The organism is Protofrankia sp. Cas4, assembly GCF_963555915.1.
Classification (GTDB): domain Bacteria; phylum Actinomycetota; class Actinomycetes; order Frankiales; family Frankiaceae; genus Protofrankia.
Genome location: NZ_CAUVXL010000113.1, coordinates 14,713 through 33,747, shown reverse-complemented (window position 1 = coordinate 33,747; position 19,035 = coordinate 14,713). Strand labels below are relative to the sequence as shown.

13 protein-coding genes are annotated in these 19,035 nt (G+C 69.0%); 10 read left to right on the top strand and 3 right to left on the bottom strand.

Translation table 11 applies throughout. The features are described 5' to 3' along the window. The first annotated feature begins 429 nt into the window (after positions 1-429). The gene (locus tag U9979_RS10495) at positions 430-1,029 is read left to right on the top strand and encodes a hypothetical protein (RefSeq protein WP_322779225.1); all 600 of its coding nucleotides are present in this window, start codon (positions 430-432) and stop codon (positions 1,027-1,029) included. 360 nt (positions 1,030-1,389) lie between these two features. Here the strand turns inward: U9979_RS10495 and U9979_RS10490 are convergent, their stop codons facing one another. Further along, positions 1,390-2,907, bottom strand: a complete 1,518-nt coding sequence (locus U9979_RS10490; protein WP_322779224.1) for an FAD-binding oxidoreductase — start codon at positions 2,905-2,907, stop codon at positions 1,390-1,392. Positions 2,908-3,040: 133 nt separating this feature from the next. Here U9979_RS10490 and U9979_RS10485 point away from each other — a divergent pair, with 133 nt between their 5' ends. From U9979_RS10485 to U9979_RS10470, 4 genes are all read left to right on the top strand, one after another. Beyond that, positions 3,041-4,303, top strand: a complete 1,263-nt coding sequence (locus tag U9979_RS10485) for a glycosyltransferase family 1 protein (RefSeq protein ID WP_322779223.1) — start codon at positions 3,041-3,043, stop codon at positions 4,301-4,303. After that, complete coding sequence (locus U9979_RS10480) at positions 4,300-5,502, top strand: glycosyltransferase (protein ID WP_322779222.1); 1,203 nt, start codon at positions 4,300-4,302, stop codon at positions 5,500-5,502. Before U9979_RS10485 ends, U9979_RS10480 begins: the two co-directional genes overlap by 4 nt. Continuing rightward, complete coding sequence (locus U9979_RS10475; protein ID WP_322779221.1) at positions 5,450-6,367, top strand: SGNH/GDSL hydrolase family protein; 918 nt, start codon at positions 5,450-5,452, stop codon at positions 6,365-6,367. The genes U9979_RS10480 and U9979_RS10475 overlap by 53 nt, the downstream gene beginning before the upstream one ends. A gap of 62 nt (positions 6,368-6,429) precedes the next feature. Beyond that, entirely contained in the window at positions 6,430-7,215 is a 786-nt protein-coding gene (locus U9979_RS10470) for a hypothetical protein (RefSeq protein WP_322748654.1), read from the top strand. A gap of 59 nt (positions 7,216-7,274) precedes the next feature. Here U9979_RS10470 and ftsH read toward each other — a convergent pair whose 3' ends face one another. Further along, positions 7,275-9,251, bottom strand: a complete 1,977-nt coding sequence (gene ftsH, locus U9979_RS10465) for an ATP-dependent zinc metalloprotease FtsH (RefSeq protein WP_322779220.1) — start codon at positions 9,249-9,251, stop codon at positions 7,275-7,277. A 608-nt stretch (positions 9,252-9,859) separates the two neighbouring features. Here ftsH and U9979_RS10460 point away from each other — a divergent pair. From U9979_RS10460 to U9979_RS10450, 3 genes are read left to right on the top strand one after another with little or no spacing between them, the layout of a single operon-like run. After that, entirely contained in the window at positions 9,860-10,264 is a 405-nt protein-coding gene (locus tag U9979_RS10460) for a DUF3099 domain-containing protein (RefSeq protein WP_322779219.1), read from the top strand. 9 nt (positions 10,265-10,273) lie between these two features. Further along, on the top strand, positions 10,274-11,455 hold the full coding sequence (locus U9979_RS10455; protein WP_322766301.1) for a CaiB/BaiF CoA-transferase family protein: 1,182 nt from the start codon (positions 10,274-10,276) through the stop codon (positions 11,453-11,455). 14 nt (positions 11,456-11,469) lie between these two features. Next, positions 11,470-12,309 (top strand): SAM hydrolase/SAM-dependent halogenase family protein, encoded by an 840-nt coding sequence (locus U9979_RS10450; RefSeq protein ID WP_416219891.1) that lies wholly within the window; start codon positions 11,470-11,472, stop codon positions 12,307-12,309. A 23-nt stretch (positions 12,310-12,332) separates the two neighbouring features. Here the strand turns inward: U9979_RS10450 and pucL are convergent, their stop codons facing one another. After that, positions 12,333-13,226 (bottom strand): factor-independent urate hydroxylase, encoded by an 894-nt coding sequence (gene pucL / locus U9979_RS10445; protein ID WP_322748659.1) that lies wholly within the window; start codon positions 13,224-13,226, stop codon positions 12,333-12,335. Between the two features lie 513 nt (positions 13,227-13,739). Here pucL and U9979_RS10440 point away from each other — a divergent pair. Continuing rightward, positions 13,740-15,062, top strand: a complete 1,323-nt coding sequence (locus tag U9979_RS10440; protein WP_322779217.1) for a L,D-transpeptidase — start codon at positions 13,740-13,742, stop codon at positions 15,060-15,062. A gap of 190 nt (positions 15,063-15,252) precedes the next feature. Next, positions 15,253-19,026 carry an ABC transporter ATP-binding protein gene (locus U9979_RS10435; protein WP_416219900.1) on the top strand — a complete coding sequence of 1,258 codons (3,774 nt, stop codon included), beginning with the start codon at positions 15,253-15,255 and terminating at the stop codon, positions 19,024-19,026. Positions 19,027-19,035 lie beyond the last annotated feature (9 nt).

Below are 19,035 nucleotides of genomic sequence, written 5' to 3'. Positions count from 1 at the left end.
CGCGGTAGGCGCGGTGGTGCGGTGCCGCCTGCCTTGGCATGTCCGCGAGTACGGGACCGGCATCGACCGGGGGCCCTCCGGGCGTGGGGGGCGTGGGGGGCGTGTGGGGCGTGTGACACCGATCAATAACAACAGATGAACTACAGCTGCGGTAGATGCTGAATGGCTCGACTCTGCGACGGCTTATGTGCAATGCTCCGCAGCGTGAATCCACCTGTACCGGGCATAGGTGATGATTTCTTGTCCGGGTAACAGTCTGGCTGTCTTCTGAACGTAACCGTGGGAACCTCGGTGTGCCCATGCTGACGCGTCTTCCGCGTTCCGCTTGTGTTGTTGCTGTTTGCTGCACGTCCAGCTGGGCGTGCAGGTCACCGTGCCTTTCTTTTCGGGCTGCGCCGTTGTCCGGTGTTGCCTGCCGCGCATGGGTTCGTGCAAATTCTCGCCATCGTATCTTTGGAGTTTATTCATGCGTGGCCTGCTGTCCTCAGTATCGGCTACAAGGCTGCGACCTTCAAGCAGGCCGCCATCTTCTGCATGATTTTACTGGTCGCGGCTGCGGCCTGTGGCTATTTTGTGATGACTGATCTTTATCGGCCGCTGTTTGTACCGGTGTTCCTTCTCAACGTGTCTGCAACTGCCCTGATAGTATTCCTCTGCCTGCGGGCCGCCTGGCGGGCATTCCGCGGTTTCCCTCTGCTCACTCTCGATGCCGAACGGGTGACTTTGCACTCGGCTCGGGTGTATTTGGGGTGGTCCGACGTTGCCGAGATCCGGATCACCCGTATAATCCGGAAGGGTAGGGTCCACGATATGATCGTGTTCGTTCCCGTGGACGCACACCGCGCCATGGCAGGGCCCCGCGGTCTGCGGCGTCAGTTCGCGCGGGAAGGGATCAAGCATTTCGGGAGTCCCGTCTATCTCCGTGTCGCGGACTTGACGCTGCCCCTCGGTGACGTCGTCGCCGCGGCGCAGCGACTGACCGCCGCTCCTGTACGCCACCACTACGATCCATGGTTGACCTCCTTTTGACCTCCTTTTGACCTCCGTGGCGACGGCGTCGCGGATGGTGATGACGTGCTTTCCTGGCGCACGCGTGCGAGGCCGTCCAGGCGATGGCGCCGTACCTGTCCGCGCGCCAGAGCGTCGACCGCTGACAAGATCGGCACGAGTTTGTCGTTAGGTACGGATATATGGCTAAAAAGCGTACACAGCGACAAACATATGCCGATCATCGCCCGGGCCGTCCGGTCCGGGCGTGTCGCCCACGATGGACGTGGTGGACGGGCCGGAGGCGGCGGGCCGGAGGCCCACTGTGACGAGCGCAACCGGCGGCGGTGTCAACCGGTTGGCGCGTCGGCCCTGGTAAAGGGGTGGCTGGCCGACGGACAACTATGCCGAGGCCGAGGCCGAGGCTGGCCACGGGCCTGTGGTGAGGCCGATGCCGTAGGGCGGGACGAGGACGCCGGGGTTGAGCAGGCCGGCGGGGTCCAGGGCATGCTTCACCGCGGTCATCACGGCGAGTTCGTCAGGTGATCGGGACAGGCCTATCCAGGGCATTTTGGCGCGTCCCACGCCGTGTTCGGCGCCAATGCTGCCGCCGTCGGCCGCGGCCCGGGTGAGGATCGCCCCGGCGAGCGTTTCCCGGCTGCGGCTGTCGTCGCGGTCGGGTCCGGTGATGTTGACGTGCAGGTTCGCTTCGGCCAGGTGACCCCACAGGTGCAGCCGGGCCGATGGCGTCACAGCTCGGACGAGTGCCGGGAGATCGTCGACGAAGGTGGTGATCCGGGTGAGGGGGACGGCGACATCGAGCTTGACCGGGACCCCGAGGGCGTTCACGGCCGCGGCGTGGCCGTCGCGGTAAGCCCACAGCCGACGACGGTCCGTGGCTGTCGTGGCGACGGCGATGTGCAGTACACCCGCGGCGGTCTCGATCGCGGCGGCGAGCTCGTCGGCCGGATCGGTGCGCCCCACACATTCCACCAACAGGTAGGCAGTGTTGTGTCCCGGGGAGGTCCGGCCGGGAAACGGTGCCGGCAGACCCTGGTGGTCGCAGACCAGCGTGATGCCGCCGTCGAACATCAGCTCGACGGCGTCCAGGGATCCGACCGTGGCCCGAAGCTGGGCGACGAGATTGACGGCGGCGGTGAGGTCCGCCATGGCGATCAGCGCGGCCGTCCGCGCGCGGGGCAGCCCGACCAGGCGCAGCTGCACCCTGGTGATGACTCCCAGGGTGCCTTCGCTGCCGACGAACAGCGCCGGCAGGTCGTAGCCGACGTTGTCCTTGGGTAGACCCGACAGCCGCCGTACCAGCCGGCCGTCGGCGAGGACGGCCTCCAACCCCGCTATCTGGCTGCGGGTCATGCCGTGTCGTAGTACCCGCTCGCCGCCGGCGTTGGTCGCGGCGATCCCACCCAGGGTTGCCGAGTCGCGGGCGGCGAGGTCGATACCGGTGGTGTAGCCGGCTGCGCGCACGTGTGTCCGGACATCGGCGAGGGTTGCGCCCGCCGCGGCGGTGACCAGGCCCGCGGCCGTGTCGACCGGGTCGATCGCGGTGAGTCGGCGCAGGCTGAGCACGACCGCGCCGGTGGCGGCTCCGGCCGGTACCGACCCGCCGACCAGGCCGGTGTTGCCGCCCTGCGGTACGACGGGCCGGTCGTGGGCGGCGCAGACCCGCAGGACGGCGGCGACCTCACCGGTCGACGCGGGGCGGGCCACAGCGGCGGCGCGGCCAGTGAAGGCACCGGTCCAGTCGGTTTCGTAACCGGCGGTGAGATCGCGGTCGACCAGGACGTGGTCGGCGCCGAGCGCCGCCACGAGATCCGCGATCAGCTGGTCCTTGCCGCGCTGGTCTTTGCCGCGCCGGCCCTTGCCGGGGTCGTCCTCGCCTTGCCGGACTGTTCCACGCACGGTTTTCGGCCTCCGCGAATATTTGCCTACTCACGCTATGCCGCGATCAGTAACATCAAGTTGTGCCACAATGTTCACGTCGCGGACGAGCGGACGTCCGCGAGCGATCCCCGTAGCTTGGGAGCCTAGTGTCGTGCGCGTAGCAGTGATCACAGAGTCGTTCCTGCCGCACGTGGACGGGGTGACGAACTCGGTCTGCCGTGTGCTCGAACATCTGCAAGATCGCGGGCACGAAGCGCTCGTCATCGCCCCCGCAGCGGGAACTCAGGTACCAGCTGCCGACCCCGACGTCTACGCCGGGGCACGGGTACTGCGTGCACCCTCTGTTCCAATGCCAGGATATCCGACCTTCCGGGTCGCCACTCCGTGGCCCCGGCTGGTCGGCGTTCTGGCGGAATTCCGACCCGATGTCGTGCACCTGGCCGCACCGGCGGGGCTGGGCGCGCAGTCCGCCTTCGCAGCCTGGCGGCTGGGGCTGCCGAGCGTCGCCGTCTACCAGACCGACTTCGCCGGCTTCGCCGCTCGTTACGGGCTGGGCCAGGCCGAACGCACCATCTGGCGATGGGTGGCGACCGTCCACCGGCTGGCCGGGCGGACGCTCGCGCCGTCGTGGCCGGCCGTCGACATGCTGCTGAGCCAGGGCGTTCACCGGATCGCCCGGTGGGCACGTGGGGTCGACCTGGAGCGGTTCAACCCGTGCCATCGGGACGCCGCCCTGCGCCACCGGCTCGCCCCTGATGGTGAGCTACTGATCGGATACGTCGGCCGGCTCGCCCGGGAGAAGCGGGTGCATCTGCTCAGCGCGGTGCAGGATTTCCCCGGGGTCCGGCTGGTCATCGTTGGTGACGGGCCGATGCGGCCGACTCTGGAACGTCAGCTACACCGGGCGACCTTTCTCGGTTTCCAGTCCGGCCGGGACTTGTCCTCGATCGTGGCGAGTCTGGACATGTTCGTCCACACCGGTTCCCATGAGACGTTCTGCCAGGCCGCGCAGGAGGCCAAGGCCAGTGGCGTCCCGGTGGTCGCTCCGGCCGCCGGCGGCCTGCTCGACGTGGTCGACGACGGCCACACAGGCCTGCACTTCACACCGGACTCCCCGTCGGCGTTGGCCAATCGGGTCGCCACCCTCATCGCCGACGGTGAGCGGCGGGTGGCAATGGGCGCCGCCGCCCGGCGTTCGGTCGCCGGCTGCGGCTGGAGCGCGATCGGGGACGAGCTCATCGGCCACTATCACGACGTCCGCGGTTTCGGGGTGGCGCAGGCGCGGGTCGGCGCTCTGCGTTCGCGGACCGTCCTCGCTCGTCGGGCACAGCTCCACCGCGTCGCTGTCGACCGCTATGTGCGAGACAGTGGGCGGGACGGCGCTTACCATAACGATGACGGGAGTATCCGGTGAAAATCGTTCAGGCCGCCAACTTCGTCGCGCCGCGGTCCGGTGGTATCCGCACGACAATGCGTCATCTCGCCGCCGGCTATACGGCGGCCGGTCATGAGGTCATCCAGGTCCTACCCGGGGAATGCGACAGCGTCCGCTACACCCCCGAGGCCAGGGTGGTGACCATGCGGGCACCGCTGGTGCCCGGCACGGACTACCGGGTCCTGACCGACCCGTGGCGGGTCATCCGCCATCTCGACGCCGCCGCACCCGACCGCATCGAGGTGCACGACCGGGCGTCGCTGCGGCCCCTGGGCCGCTGGGCCAGCCGTGCCGGTGTCCGATCCCTCGTCGTCAGCCACGAACGCCTCGACCGGCTGCTGAACCTGTGGACGCCCCGGTCGCTGCGCGGGGTGCTGCCGGTCCGCTCCGCGGCGGACCGGTCCAATGCCGCGCTTGCGCGAACCTTCGACACGGTGGTCGCCACCACCGCGTGGGCCGGGAGCGAGTTCGTCCGCATCGGCGCAACGAATCTGTGCCAGATCCCTCTGGGTGTCGATCTCGAGCGTTTCCGCCCCGACCGTTACGACAGTGCGCTGCGCCGGGCGTTCGCCCGCGACAGCGAGGTTCTCCTGGTGAACGTCGGCCGGCTGTCGCCGGAAAAGCGGGGGGACACGGCTGTGGACGCGCTGGCGGAGCTCGTCCGCCGCGGGGTGCCCAGCCGGCTGGTGATCGCTGGTGACGGTCCGAGCCGGGGGCGCCTCACCCGGCGCGCGAGCGGTCTTCCGGTCATCTTCCTCGGCTATGTCGCCGATCGTGATCGCCTGGCCACCCTGCTCGCCTCTGCGGACGCCATACTTGCACCAGGGCCGGTGGAGACGTTCGGTCTGGCTGCGCTGGAGGCCATGGCGAGCGGTACCCCGGTGGTCGTCCATCACAGCAGCGCTCTGGCGGAGCTCGTCACGCCGGGAAGCGGGATCGTCGCGGCGGGCAGCGGCTGGACCTTCGCGGACGGCGTCGAAGAATTAGTCGCCCTCGACGGGCCCACCCGTCGGCGAGTGGCCCGGGCCCGCGCTGAGCGGTTCCCGTGGAGCGTCACCATCGACGGTTTCCTCGCCGCCCACGGCCTGTCCTCGATGTCCGGTCATGACGCGTTCGGCGGTGCCGATGACCATCGCGGTTCCGGTGACCATCGCGGTGGCGCGACCCGAGCGGCCTGACGTCACGGTGAACGGGATCTGCTTCGTCGCGCTCGGTGACAGCATCACGGCCGGGCTCGGTGACGGTGTCAGCATGGGCCGGTACCGCAGGGCACATGCTGACCGGGCCCTCGCCGGCCGGGGCTGGGCCGCCGCCCTGGCCGCATCCCTGGCCCCGGCCGACCAGGTGCGGTTCGCGAACCTCGCGACCACCGGTGCGACCACCAAGGACGTCCGTGACTCCCAGATCCCCGTCGCCCGCACGCTGCGTCCGCAGATCGTGAGCATGATTGCGGGAATGAACGACATAATGTCCCCGGGATTCGATCCGCTGCGCCTGCGGCACAACCTCGTGTGGGGCGTCCGGGACCTGCGGGCCGACGGCATCTGGGTACTGATGGCACGGTTGCACGACCCGGGACGTCTGCTGCGGCTACCCGGCCCGGCCCGGCGTCTGCTCACAACCCGGGTCGGGCAGCTCAACGCGGCCGTTGACGCCGCGGCCGCGGCAGATCCCGGTGTGCTGGTGGTCGACCTGGCGCGTCATCCCGATATCTATCAGCTGTCGACCTTCGACGTGGACCGGGTCCATCCGGGACCTCGCGGCCACCAGCTCATCGCCCGCGCCTTCGCCGAGGCTCTGTGCAAAGCCGGTATTCCGCTGCTGGCGCTGCCGAAGATGGGACCGCCGACCGCGGCGCCCACCCGGCTTGCGCACGCCCGTTGGATGGCGCAGGTGGGCGTGCCGTGGCTGCTGGCCCGTCCGGCCGCGCCCATCCGCCGGCGTGCCGAGCGGATCCGGGCCGAGCGCAGGCAGTCGTCGCCGGCGCCCGGCTGGAGCATTTCGGCCACGACCGGCTCGTTGCCAACTGTCGACCGCATGTGACGCCCAGTAATCTAGGCCCGGATCGTCGCAGGACAGGGCCATCATTCCTTAACGTAGGCATCGTGATTTGCGGCCAAGCTGCCTCGCCTCGCTCGGGGGCACTCACCGGATGGGGTAATGCGTGGCTCGCTGGGCTCGTCAGCACCGACGAGGCGATCGCCCAGATCCGGGAGGGCTCCGGTGGGCCTGACGCCCCGCACACTGTTGACGGCCAGGGACTTGCGTTGGGGCTCGGCTGGTTGCGGACCGTCGGTACCCGGCGCCTGCGGCTCGTTCTGCCGGTGCCCGGCGATGTCAGCGGTCTGCCGGGGCCGGCGGCCACCAACCGGGAAGCCCTCGCCGCCGGCGAGGCGATCGTCGTGCTCGGCCCCACTCCGCCGCTGGTCCTGGTGCCCTCGGTGACCGCGCACGGTCCGGCGGTCGAGGGCGGTCTGGAGTCGGTGCACTGGCACTCGGCGACCGGCGCCCACCTGCCACCGCCGCCCTCGCCGCTGCGCGCCGCGGAGCACGAGCTCAACGAGGCCATCCGGACCGCAACCGCCGCGCTGCTCAACCTCGACCGGGCGAAGGCCGGCCCCGAGGTGCTCTCGGTGCTCCGCGAACGCCACACCGACGAACCGGTTCCGCTGCTCGCACCCGGCTACCCACCGTCCGCCCACGCGCTGCTCGCGCAGGCCGTGCGGATCGCGAGCCTGATCGACCTCGCGGCACGCGACGACGGCGCGGCGGTCACCGCCGAGGAGATCGACCGGCGGTCGACCACGCTGCGCGCGTTGTCCGCCGCGGTCCGTCGCGCCTGCGAATCAGCCTACGACGCCTTCGACCCCTCACAGTCGATGGCCAGGTAGCAGCCGGGCCCTGGTAGCGGCCGGGCCCGACCGGACCGGTACCGGCGTTCACAACGGAATTATTCCTTGCCCAGCGACGCCGACCGGGACACCTGCGAGGACTGCGGGGACCGGTCGGCGTCGCTGTCCGCATACACCGGGGCGTGGTCACGCAGGACGTCGTCGAGCACGCCGCCGTCGACGGTCTCCCGTTCCAGCAGGATGCCGGTGAGCGCGTCCAGCGCGCCGCGGTGGGCCCGCAGCAGCGTCATGGCGTGCTCCTCGGCCTCCCGCAGAAGCCTGGCCACCTCCGAGTCGACGATCCGCTGGGTCTCCTCCGAGTACGGTCTGGAGACCAACTCCTCGCCGCCGAGGTACTGGGGGTTGCCCGAGGCGTAACCCACCGGCCCCAGCACAGGGGACAGGCCGAACTCGCGCACCATCCGGGTGGCAAGCGTCGTGGCGCCGGCCAGGTCGTTGGCGGCCCCGGTCGAACCCTGGCCGAAGACGACCAGCTCCGCGGCCCGCCCGCCGAGGCGCACGGCGAGCGAGGCATACAGGTAGCTTTCGGTATAGAGGTGCCGTTCGTCCTCAGGCAACTGCTGGGTGGCACCGAGCGCCATCCCTGCCGGCAGGATTGTGATCTTCGCCACCGGGTCGGCGTGCGGCGAGAGCGCCGCCACCAGCGCATGCCCGGACTCGTGGACGGCCACCGACTGCTTTTCCTCGGGCAGCAGCACGTTGGTGGCGTCGCGCCGGCCCAGGATGATCCTGTCCCGGGCGGCGTCGAAGTCCTTCGCGGTCAGCACGCTGCGCCTTTCCCGCACGGCATGGATCGCGGCCTCGTTGACCAGGTTGGCCAGATCCGCGCCGGAGAAGCCGGGGGTGGCCCGGGCGACCACGGTCAGGTCCACCTCCGGGCTGAACCGCTTGCCCTGACAGTGCACCTTGAGGATCTCCGCCCGTTCCCGTTGGGCCGGTAGCGGCACGGTGACCTGCCGGTCGAACCGTCCGGGCCGCAGCAGCGCCGGGTCGAGGGTCTCGGGCCGATTGGTCGCGGCGAGGACGACCACGCCCTCGGCCGGGTCGAACCCGTCCATCTCGGCGAGGAGCTGGTTGAGGGTCTGCTCACGTTCATCGTGACCGCCGCCGATGAGCCCTGAGCCTCGCTTGCCCCCGATCGCGTCGATCTCATCGATGAAGATGATGGACGGTGCCCGCTTGCGTGCCTCGTTGAACAGGTCCCGGACTCGGGAGGCACCGACCCCGACGAACATCTCGACGAACCCGGAGCCACTCACCGACAGGAAGGGCACCTCGGCCTCACCGGCGACCGCCCGGGCGAGCAGCGTCTTGCCGGTGCCGGGCGGCCCGACCATGAGCACCCCACCTGGGCCCTTCGCCCCGGCCTGCCGGTACCGCTCGGGATTACGCAGGAAGTCGATGACCTCACTGACCTCTTGTTTCGCGCCCTCGTAGCCGGCCACGTCGGTGAATCGGGTGGTCGGGCGTTCAGCATCGATGATCTTCGTTCGGGATCGACCGATGCCGCCGAGCCCGCCCGCCAGCGACCGTTGCGCCGCTCGGCCGGTCCAGAGGAAGAACGCCACCAGCAGAAGAAGCGGCAGGAAGCTCAGCACGATCGACAGGAAGGACGTGCCGGAGCGGGTCGCCTTGACGTCGACCTTCTTGGCCTGCAGCTGGGTGAGGACTCCCTGGGTATCGAGCGCGGTGGGGACCTGCGAGGTGAACCCGGTGCCGTCCTTGAGAGTGCCGGTGACCGCACCCTTGTCGTTGATCGTGATGTTGCGTACCGTACCGGCGTCCACCTGCTGGGTGAGCTGGGTGAAGCTGTAGGCGGTCGCCTGCTTCGCGAACATGCTGGGGGCGAACAACAGGGCCACGGTGATGATGATGCCGATGGGCAGCAGCCAGCGGCGCCAGGTCGGAGGTGGGGTGGGCGCGGGCTTCGGTGGAGTCTCGCGAGGAGGCCCGGAACGCGCCGAGGTCGACAGATGACGTCGGGCGCTTCGGTGGGATCCTTTGCTGGAGATCATTTTTTGGTGCTCCTACCTGTATTGCCCCTGTGGTGCCGCCCAGGCGAACATCAGCGGAAGCCGGTGGCTCCCTGTTGCATCCGTCACAGACGATCGATACCCGTTTCAACGCACGAACCCTCCGATCGGCGTCGTGGTCATCCTCACCGCGGTGTCGGGAATCAACTGGGCACCGGGTCCGTCATGACGTCCGGCCACGCAGGTACCCGGCGCCCGGCATACTTTGCCGGGCGCTTTGTGGGAACGATGTGAATCTGGTGTTGTGGCAGGAGCATCAGATTCACATCGTTCAGAGCGCTTGGCAGGAGCAGCGTGGATCAAGAAGTGGGGCTGGGGCGGGTAGATCGCGAGGTGCGTGCCCCAGCCCCGCGACGTCGCGTCCCCGTTGCCGGGCGCTCGTAGTCGGACTTTCGCGGGCGATGCGGGGCCCGGGCGCGCACACTGAACAGGCCTGGAGGCTTGGAGGTGCCGGGCGCTCTTCGTCTGACCGCCCGTTCGCGGCGCCGTCGGCGCCGGTCTGCGAGGCCGGACGCATCGGTTGGTCACAGGGACGTGAGCGGTCACAGGGACGTGAATGGTCGCAGGGAGCAGTCGTAAGGGGTGCGTCGGTGCGGATCAGGCGGAACAGCGACACCACTTTGATCACTCGTGCGGCCCTGTCGCGCCCGGAGGAGATCCAACGCCGCCAGCGACGCTACGTGATCTCGATGCTGTTCCGCACCGTGTGCCTCATCCTTGCCGTGGTTGCGCTGCGCGACTGGGCGCGCTTCGTCGCCATCGCAGTCGCCATCGTCGTACCGTGGTTGGCAGTGGTATTCGCCAACGGCGGTCCACCGATCGAGAAGGACGCACCGTCGCTGGTCACTCCACGACAGCCGCCGGCCGCTGCCCCACCGCCGGCACTGGGGCACGCCCATCACGAGGTTGTCGACGGTGACGTCGTGGACGTCGTGGACGGCGATCGGGCCTCCGGCGGCGCGGAAAAACATGATCGCGCCGCCTTCGGCCGATAGTGTGAGGGCGTGCTGCCGCTGCAAGGTGTAACCGTCGTCAGCCTGGAACACGCGGTGGCCCTGCCGTTCGCCACCCGTCATCTGGCTGACCTCGGCGCCCGGGTGGTGAAGGTCGAACGGCCGGGGTCCGGAGACTTCGCCCGGGCCTACGACGCGGCGGTGCGGGGTGGGATGTCGGCCCACTTCGCCTGGCTGAACAGATCAAAACAGTCACTGACCGTCGACATCAAGGCTCCCGAAGGTCGCGCGGTGCTCACCCGGCTGGTGAGCCGTGCGGACGTGGTGGCACAGAACCTGGCGCCGGGCGCCGCGGCCCGGCTGGGCCTCGACGCGGCCACGCTGGCTGCGGGGAATCCGAGGCTCGTGGCCGTTGATCTCTCCGGTTACGGCGCGCAAGGCCCCTATGCGCACAAGCGCGCCTACGACATGCTCATCCAGGCCGAGACCGCGCTGATCTCCGCGACGGGCACGGACGAGCACCCCGCGAAGGCGGGGTTCGCCGCGGGTGACGTGTCCGCGGGAACCTACGTCGTCCAAGCGGTACTGGCGGCGTTACTACGCCGCGAGCGTTCCGGCGTCGGCGCCGCTGTCGAGATCACGATGATCGACGCCCTTGCCGAGTGGATGGGGTACTCACTACAGACCGTCGAACACACCGGCGTCGAACCGCCACGGCTGGGCATCGGCCACCCGTCGATCGCGCCCTACGAGGCGTTCACGACAGCCGACGGTGACCGTCTGCTGATCGGCGTCCAGAACGATCGTGAGTGGGCCCGGCTGGCAACCGACGTGCTGGCCCGGCCGGAGGCGGCTGCCGCCGACGATTTCGCCACCAACCAGGCCAGGGTGCGTAACCGGGCGCGCACCGAGGCGCTGGTCGCGGACGCCGTCGTGGCGCTGAGCACGACCGAGACCGAGGCCCGACTGGACGCCGCCGGCATCGCCCATGCTCGCCTCAATACCGTCCGCGGATTGCTCGATCACCCTCAGTTGGCGGCGCGGAACCGGTGGACCTCGGTTGACTCACCGGTGGGACCGGTCCGCCAACTGCGCCCGGTGGTTGCTTTTCCCGGTGAGGAGGCTCCGATGGGACCGCTGCCCGCACTCGGAGCAGACACCGACGTCATCCTCGCCGAGCTCGGCTACGGTGCGCCGGAGATCGCCCGGCTCCGGACGAGTGGAGTCATATGAGTCGTATGAGTCGTATGAGTCATATATCGTGTGTGAGTTTTCTGTCCGACTACGGACTTGTCGACGGGTTCGTAGCGTCCTGCCATGGGATGTTGCTGTGTCGGACGCCCGGCGTTCACATCATCGACATCACTCATTTGATACCAGCAGGTGACGTGCGGCGGGGATCGGTCGTACTCGCCCAGACGGTCGGGCATCTGCCACCCGCGGTGCACCTTGCGGTTGTCGACCCGGGGGTGGGCACCTCGCGGCGTGCGCTCGCGGTGGCCACCCCACGGGGATTTCTCGTCGGCCCCGACAACGGCCTGCTGCCGCCCGCAGCCGACGCGCTCGGGGGCGTGCGGTCCGTGGTGGCGTTGGCGGTACCCGCCGAGGTGTCGGCGACGTTCCACGGGCGTGATGTGTTCGCGCCCGCAGCCGCCGCACTCGTGGCCGGCCAGGACTTGGCCGGCCTCGGCATACCGGTGGACCCAGCTGGGCTCGCTCGGCTCCCACCGCCGGTCGTGCGGCCCGCCCGGCCGGCCACCGCCGGTGCGGCGTCTCCCACCGCAGTCGAGATCGAAGTCCTCACGGTCGACACCTTCGGCAACGTCCAACTGGCCGGCGCCGCGGACGTGCTCCCCTCGGCCTGGGTTGCCCCCGGCCGTACCATCGAGATCACTGCGGACCGGTCGGTGGCCACCGGCCTGTTCGGGCTCACCTTTGCCTCGGTGGATCCGGGCGAGATCGTCGTCTACGTTGACTCCGCCGGCCTCGTGGCGCTCGCGGTGAACAGGGGGAGCGCGGCGCGGCGCCTGGCGGTCACCGCCGGGGACGTCGTCCGATTGGCCGCCGGCGGCGCGGAACGACAATGATCGCGCCGCCTTCGGCCAGCTGATCAGCAGAAGCCCGGGACCGCCAGCCAGGCCGGCCCGGGTGCGGGTGCGTCGTCGCGCTGCACGCTCCCCTCGATCTTTCCATACGGCCGGTCGGCCGGCTGGTAAACGATGTCGGGGTTGTCCAGCCCGAAGGGCGTGAGATCAACCAGGAAGTGGTGCCTGTTCGGCATCGACATGCGGATCTCGGCAACCTCCGGATGAGCCGCGAGTACCTCCCGACCCATTGCGTACAGGGTTTGTTGCAGCGCGAGACTGTGCACCTTTGCAAACGTCTGCAGGAGTACCGCCCGGATGCCCGTGAACAGCCGCCCGTACTCGACATCGGCGCTGGTGTACCGCCATCGGGCGGTGACCTCGGTGGCGAGGACCCGGTCGTCCGCTTCGGGCAGCGTCGTGTACGTGTCCCGAGGGAATCCGCGAAATTCCGATCCGGTTGACTTGAGCAGGATCAGTCCGCCGATTCCGGCTATGACATAGGCCATGTCGTGGTCGACGGTGACCACTGTCGACCGGTATTCACCACCGGCTCGCAAGAAAGCGTGATCATCTGGATGGCCGGCAACGTCGATCCGCTGCCAGCCGTATTCAACAATTTCCATCCGGGCGCCCGTGGTCCATTCACTGGATCCGACGAAATGCCGGGCGAGCCGCAGGCCGAATTCCTCGATCTCGCCGACACCACCGTCGCGTGCGAAGGCATAGACGGTGTTCTTCTGCGTGTCGGTGGGCAGCACGTGGCTGTTGTCCCCGTCGAGGTACGCGCCGGCGAAGTCGCCCCGTAGTACCGATGAGACGTCGATGTCCCTGATCCGGTGAGCCCGGGTCGAACGGTCGATATGGACGAGTCTGACTTCGGCTTTTCCATACTGGTTGTCGCCGAGAATGATTGCCATCGCACCTCCAGGTCGGGCCAACAGACCGCGCCGTCGGTGCCCGGGGCGGCTGGGGACGTCGGAAAGTGAACCGGAAGATTGCCGGGTGGTCTGCGCCCGCGGCTTCCTGCCGCGTGTCTGGTACCGGGCGGCGGTACCAGTACCAGTACCAGTACCGGTACCGGTACCGGGCGTCCGTGGTGGAACGGGCGCGCCCGGACTTTGGGTGATGCCACCGCTACTCCGATCCGGGTGACCGGTCCGTGTCGTTGATTCGGGGAACCGCGCGGCGGGCAGGCCTTTGGAGGCCGGCCGGACGCAACTTTTGGGAGTCCTCACGCGTCGGACGGGACGACAGGGGAGGGGCCATGGATCACAGCCACATAAGACTACTCTCTGTATTCAATTGTTCGACGATTGGTTGTGGTCGTCCGATTGACACCGGCCATTTTAATGATCGACAGGTCGTTTGTCGGTATGGCTGGGTACGGTCCGGCTGTGAATGAGGGGACGCCACTCAAGAGGTGCCGGTCGATGATCTGGCCGCACTCGGTATCGCGCGTATTCGGACCACGCGGACCGCTGCTGTCGACCGTCATCGCGACGGTATTCGTCGGGACCGCCGTCCTGTCGTGTACTCCTCGGGCTGTCGACAAGCCGGTGACCGGCGGGCCGGCACCGGCGGTGCCGACCGCGCAGGCACCGCGGGTCACCATTACTCCCGTCGACGGCGCCGGGGGCGTGCCGGTCACCAGCACCGTCGTTGTACACAGCAATGCTCCACTACAGTCAGTGACCGCGATCCGGGCCGCCAGCAAGTCCCAGGACACCGCCGCGGGAGTTCTGCGGGGGCAGCTGTCCGCGGATGCCATGACCTGGACGTCCACTGACGGGCTGTTCGCCGACACCCGGTACCAGGTGACCGTGCAGACCTCCGCCGCCCCGGGTATATCGGGCACAACGGCCGCCGGCGCGACTTTCACCACGGTGAATCCGGCGAATTCCCTCAAGGTCTCCTGGGGGCCGGCTGACGGTCAGACCGTCGGGATAGGTATGCCGATCACACTGACGTTCAGCGCGCCGGTCACAGACCGTGCCGCCGTGCAGCGGCGTCTCATGGTCACGGCGAGTCCACCGGTCAACGGTGCCTGGAACTGGGCGTCGAACACGGTGGTGCGCTGGCGTCCGCAGCAGTACTGGAAGGCGGGCACCCGCGTTCACGTCGAGGCGAACCTCGCCGGCTTCGATGCCGGTGGCAACCGTTTCGGAGTGAAGGACCGGGCCATGGATTTCATCATCGGGCCGGCTCAGGTCAGCTATGTCGACGCGGCGACCCACACCATGAAGGTGTACCGGGACGGCGTCCTGCAACGGAGTCTTCCGGTGAGTCTCGGCCGGCCGACGCTGCCGACCATGAACGGTCCACACAATGTCATCGGCACTGCGGCGACGGTGATTATGGATTCCGCGACCGTCGGAATTCCCAAGGGGAATCCGGACTACTACTACGAGACCGTGCAGTGGAACGTGCAGTTCACCAGTGGTGGCGAGTATGTGCACTCGGCGCCGTGGTCGGTGGCGTCCCAGGGGGAGGACAACGTCTCGCATGGCTGCATCAACGCCTCCCCGGCGGACGCCGAGTGGTTCTATCGATTCAGCCGGTTGGGTGACATCGTCGACGTGCGGAACTCCGGTCGCCCACCGGACACGTCGCAGTTGGGCAATGAGTGGTCGATCTCCTGGGAGCGGTGGAGCGCGGGCAGCGCCCTGCCACTGGCCGATACCGCGAGTGTCGGGCCGGCGCAGGCAGATCATGCCGTCGGCGTAGGGACAAGCCCGGCGACGGCCCGCTCCTGACGCCCGTCGATGTCACCGGTGGTGGCACCCCGCCGATGATGCATCGGTGACACCGCGGGTAACCGGGACGCGATGATCTCCTGGGGTGGTTGAGGACGGTTGTCCAGACCGCTCATCCCGGGAGGTCCGCGCGAACAGCAACCGCTCCGATCCCGGCGGCACGCCACCGTCGGGGTCACTCGGCGCGTCGGTGTCCCGCCAAGGCTGGCTGCGCCGGTTGACCGGGCACGTCCTGCGGTACCGGCGCAACGTCGTCCTGGCGTTCGGCGCTGCCGTGTTCGGTACCGCCATCGCCGCGGTCACGCCGTTGATCGAACGCGCGGTGATCGACAATGTGGTGGTGGCGCGCCGGCAACCGCTCGCGCCCTACGTGCTCGCACTGGTCGCAGCCGGGGTGCTGCGGTTTGCCGCCGGGTTCGTCCGTCGCTATGTCGGCGGACGCCTGGCCCTCGACGTTCAGTACGACCTGCGGGATGCGGTATTCGCCGCGCTCGCGCGCCTGGACGGCGTCCGCCAGGATGGGCTGCGGACCGGCCAGATCGTCAGCCGGTCCAGCTCGGATGTCACGGTCGTCCAGGGCCTGCTGGCCTTTCTGCCGCTGATGAGCGGGAATCTCCTTCTTTTCGTGCTCGCCATTATGATCATGTTGACGCTCTCCCCGCTGCTGACACTACTTGCGCTCGCCATCGGCCCGCTGGTTACGATCATCGGGCTGCGGGCCAGGAGGACCGTCTTTCCGGCGACCTGGGTGGCCCAGCAGCAGGCCGGCGAGGTCGCCGCAGTGGTGGAGGAGAACACCGCGGGTGTGCGGGTGGTCAAGGGTTTCGGGCAGGAGGATCGGGAGCTGGCCAGGCTGGCCGCGGCCGCCCGCACCCTGTTCTCGCTGCGGATGCGCGCGGTCCGCTTCACCAGCCGGTACACCAGCGCGCTGGCGGCGATGCCGGCCCTCGGGCAGGTCGGAGTGCTGGCACTGGGCGGCTGGCTGGCATTGCGGGGCAGTATCAGCCTCGGCACCTTCCTGGCGTTCAGCACCTATCTCGGCGAGCTGGTCGCACCGACCCGGATGCTGGCCGGCCTGCTGACCGTCGGCCAGCAGGCCCGAGCCAGTGCGATCCGTGTTTTCGAGGTCATCGACACCCACCCCGTCATCACCGAACGGCCTGACGCCCACCGGCTCGTTCGGGCCCGGGGAAGCATCGAGCTCGACAATGTCACCTTCGGCTACCGCCAGGATGTCACCTTCGGCTACCGCCAGGATGTCACCTTCGGCGACCGCCGGGACCGCCCGGTGCTCGACGGGGTGAGCCTGCGGGTCGAACCGGGTGAGACCCTCGCGCTGGTCGGCGCGTCCGGGTCGGGCAAGTCGACGGTGGCAGCGTTGCTGTCCCGTAGCTACGACCCGGACACCGGCACGGTGCGCCTGGACGGCCACGACGTCCGGGCGCTGACCCTGTCATCGTTGCGGGCGCAGCTCGCGATGGTGCTCGAGGACAGTTTTCTGTTCTCCGACTCGGTTCGTGCCAACATCAGCTACGGACGTCCGGACGCGACTGACGCCTCGGTTGTGGCCGCGGCCCGGGCAGCCCGGGCGGACGGCTTCATCCGCGATCTCCCGGACGGCTACGACACGGTCGTCGGTGAGCAGGGGCTCACCCTCTCCGGCGGGCAGCGTCAGCGGATCGCGCTGGCTCGCGCCCTGCTGACCGACGCGCCCATCCTGGTCCTGGACGACGCGACGTCCGCGGTTGACGTCCGGGTCGAGGCCGAGATCCATGCCGCGTTGCGAGAGATCATGGGTGGCAGGACGACGCTGCTGATCGCCCACCGTCGATCCACTCTGCAGTTGGCTGATCGCATCGCGGTGCTCGACGCTGGGCGCCTGGTCGACGTCGGCACCGACGAGGAACTGTCCGCTCGTTGCGCGCTCTACCCGGTGCTGGTGGACGGCCAGGTTCGCGGGCCGACGGCGACCGCACCCGCGCCCCGGCAGGCACCCCCCACCATGTCCCTCTCGGCCCCGGCGCCCGGGCGAGGTGGTGGCATGCGGTCCGCTGCGCCCGGTCCGTGGTCGCCGGCCCGGTCCGCCGACGGCAGGGGACGCGGTATTGGGGGCGCGGCCGGGGACCTTCCCGCGACCCCTGAGCTGCTTGCGCGCGTCGCGGCGCTGCCACCGGCCACCGAGGCGGTCGGGGTGCGCACGGCGGACGCCGCCGTCGGTGATCCGGCGTTCTCGTTGCGTCATCTGCTGGGCGGAGTGCACGCGCTGCTCGCGCTGGGTCTGCTGCTCGTGGTGGTGGACGCGGGGGCGGGTCTCGCCCTGCCGGCCCTGGTGCGCCACGGGGTGGACGCGGGCGTATCGCGGACCGCGGGAGCAGTACTGATCCTTACGTCCACGGTGGCGCTCGCCGTGGTGCTCACGGCCTGGCTCGCGCAGGTCTTCCAGACCCAGGTGACCGGACGGTTGGGTGAGCGTCTGCTGTTCACCCTGCGGGTGAAGACATTCGCCCAGCTGCAACGGCTCGGCCTGGACTACTACGAGCGCGAGCTCTCAGGTCGGATCATGACCCGGATGACCACGGACGTCGACGCGCTGTCGACGTTTCTACAGACCGGGCTGACGACCGCCGTGGTCAGCATGCTGTCGTTCGTCGGTGTCGGGTTGGCGCTGGTGGTCCTCAACGCCCGGCTGGCCCTGGTCGTGCTGCCGATGGTGCCGGTCGGCGTCGTCATCACGATGCTCTTCCGGACACGTGCGTCGGCGTCCTACGTCGAGTCACGAGAGCGGGTCAGTGCGGTCAACGCCGCGTTGCAGGAGAACCTCGCCGGCATCCGGGTCGTGCAGGCCTTCCGCCGCGAGGAGCGCAACCTGGCTGACTTCCGTGGTCTGGCACAGCGCTACCGGGAGTCACGGCTTCGGGCGCAGCGCCTCATCGCGATGTATTTCCCGTTCATGGAGTTCTGCTCGGAGCTGGCGGCCGCGCTCGTTCTCGGCGCCGGCGCCGGGCTGGTCGCGTCCGGATCGCTGACCACCGGCGGGCTCATCGCCTACCTGCTTTACATCGACCTGTTCTTCTCCCCGATCCAGCAGCTGTCGCAGGTGTTCGACGGTTACCAGCAGGCCAAGGTGGGTCTGCGCCGGCTGTCGGACCTGCTGCGCACACCCACATCCACCCCGGCCTGGCCCGATCCGGTTCCGGTCGGTCGGTTTGCCGGCGAGATCGAGTTGGACGATGTGCGGTTCCAGTACACCGGCGCAGAGCGTCCCGCGCTGGACGGGGTGAACCTTCGGGTGGCCGCCGGGGAGACCGTCGCACTGGTGGGCGAGACCGGAGCCGGCAAATCGACGGTCGTCAAGCTGGTCGCGCGTTTCTACGACGCCACCGGGGGTGTGGTCCGCATCGACGGTACCGACGTGACGCGGCTCGACCTGGTCGGCTATCGCCGTCGGCTGGGAGTCGTTCCGCAGGAGCCGTTCCTGTTCGCCGGGACGGTCCGCGACACGATCGCCTATGCCCGACCGGACGCCACCGACGCCGAGGTGGAGGCTGCGGCGCGTGCGGTCGGTGCGCATGCGATGATCGCGTCCTTGCCCGGCGGCTATGTGCACCCGGTCGGCGAGCGCGGCCGGGGCCTGTCCGCCGGGCAGCGCCAGCTGCTCGCGCTCGCCCGGGCCGAGCTCGCCGACCCTGACATCCTGCTTCTCGACGAAGCGACCGCCTCGCTGGACCTTGCCAGCGAGGCGGCGGTCACCGAGGCGACCGACCGGGTCGCGCGGCGGCGGACCACCCTCGTGGTGGCCCATCGGCTGACAACCGCTGCCCGCGCGGACCGGGTGGTGGTGATGGACGCCGGCCGGATCGTCGAGCAGGGTCCGCATGCCCAGTTGATCCGCGCCGACGGTAGGTACGCGCGGATGTGGGCGCAGTTCAGCGGCGAGGGTGCACCGGCAGGCCATCTGCTATGATTCGAACGT

What these genes read in the sequence shown, in the direction of transcription:
- U9979_RS10475 (WP_322779221.1), top strand. Translation starts at nt 5,450, where the DNA reads ATGACCATCGCGGTTCCGGTGACCATCGCGGTGGCGCGACCCGAGCGG.
- ftsH (WP_322779220.1), bottom strand. Translation starts at nt 9,251, where the DNA reads ATGATCTCCAGCAAAGGATCCCACCGAAGCGCCCGACGTCATCTGTCG.
- U9979_RS10450 (WP_416219891.1), top strand. Translation starts at nt 11,470, where the DNA reads ATGAGTCATATATCGTGTGTGAGTTTTCTGTCCGACTACGGACTTGTC.
- pucL (WP_322748659.1), bottom strand. Translation starts at nt 13,226, where the DNA reads ATGGCAATCATTCTCGGCGACAACCAGTATGGAAAAGCCGAAGTCAGA.
- U9979_RS10440 (WP_322779217.1), top strand. Translation starts at nt 13,740, where the DNA reads ATGATCTGGCCGCACTCGGTATCGCGCGTATTCGGACCACGCGGACCG.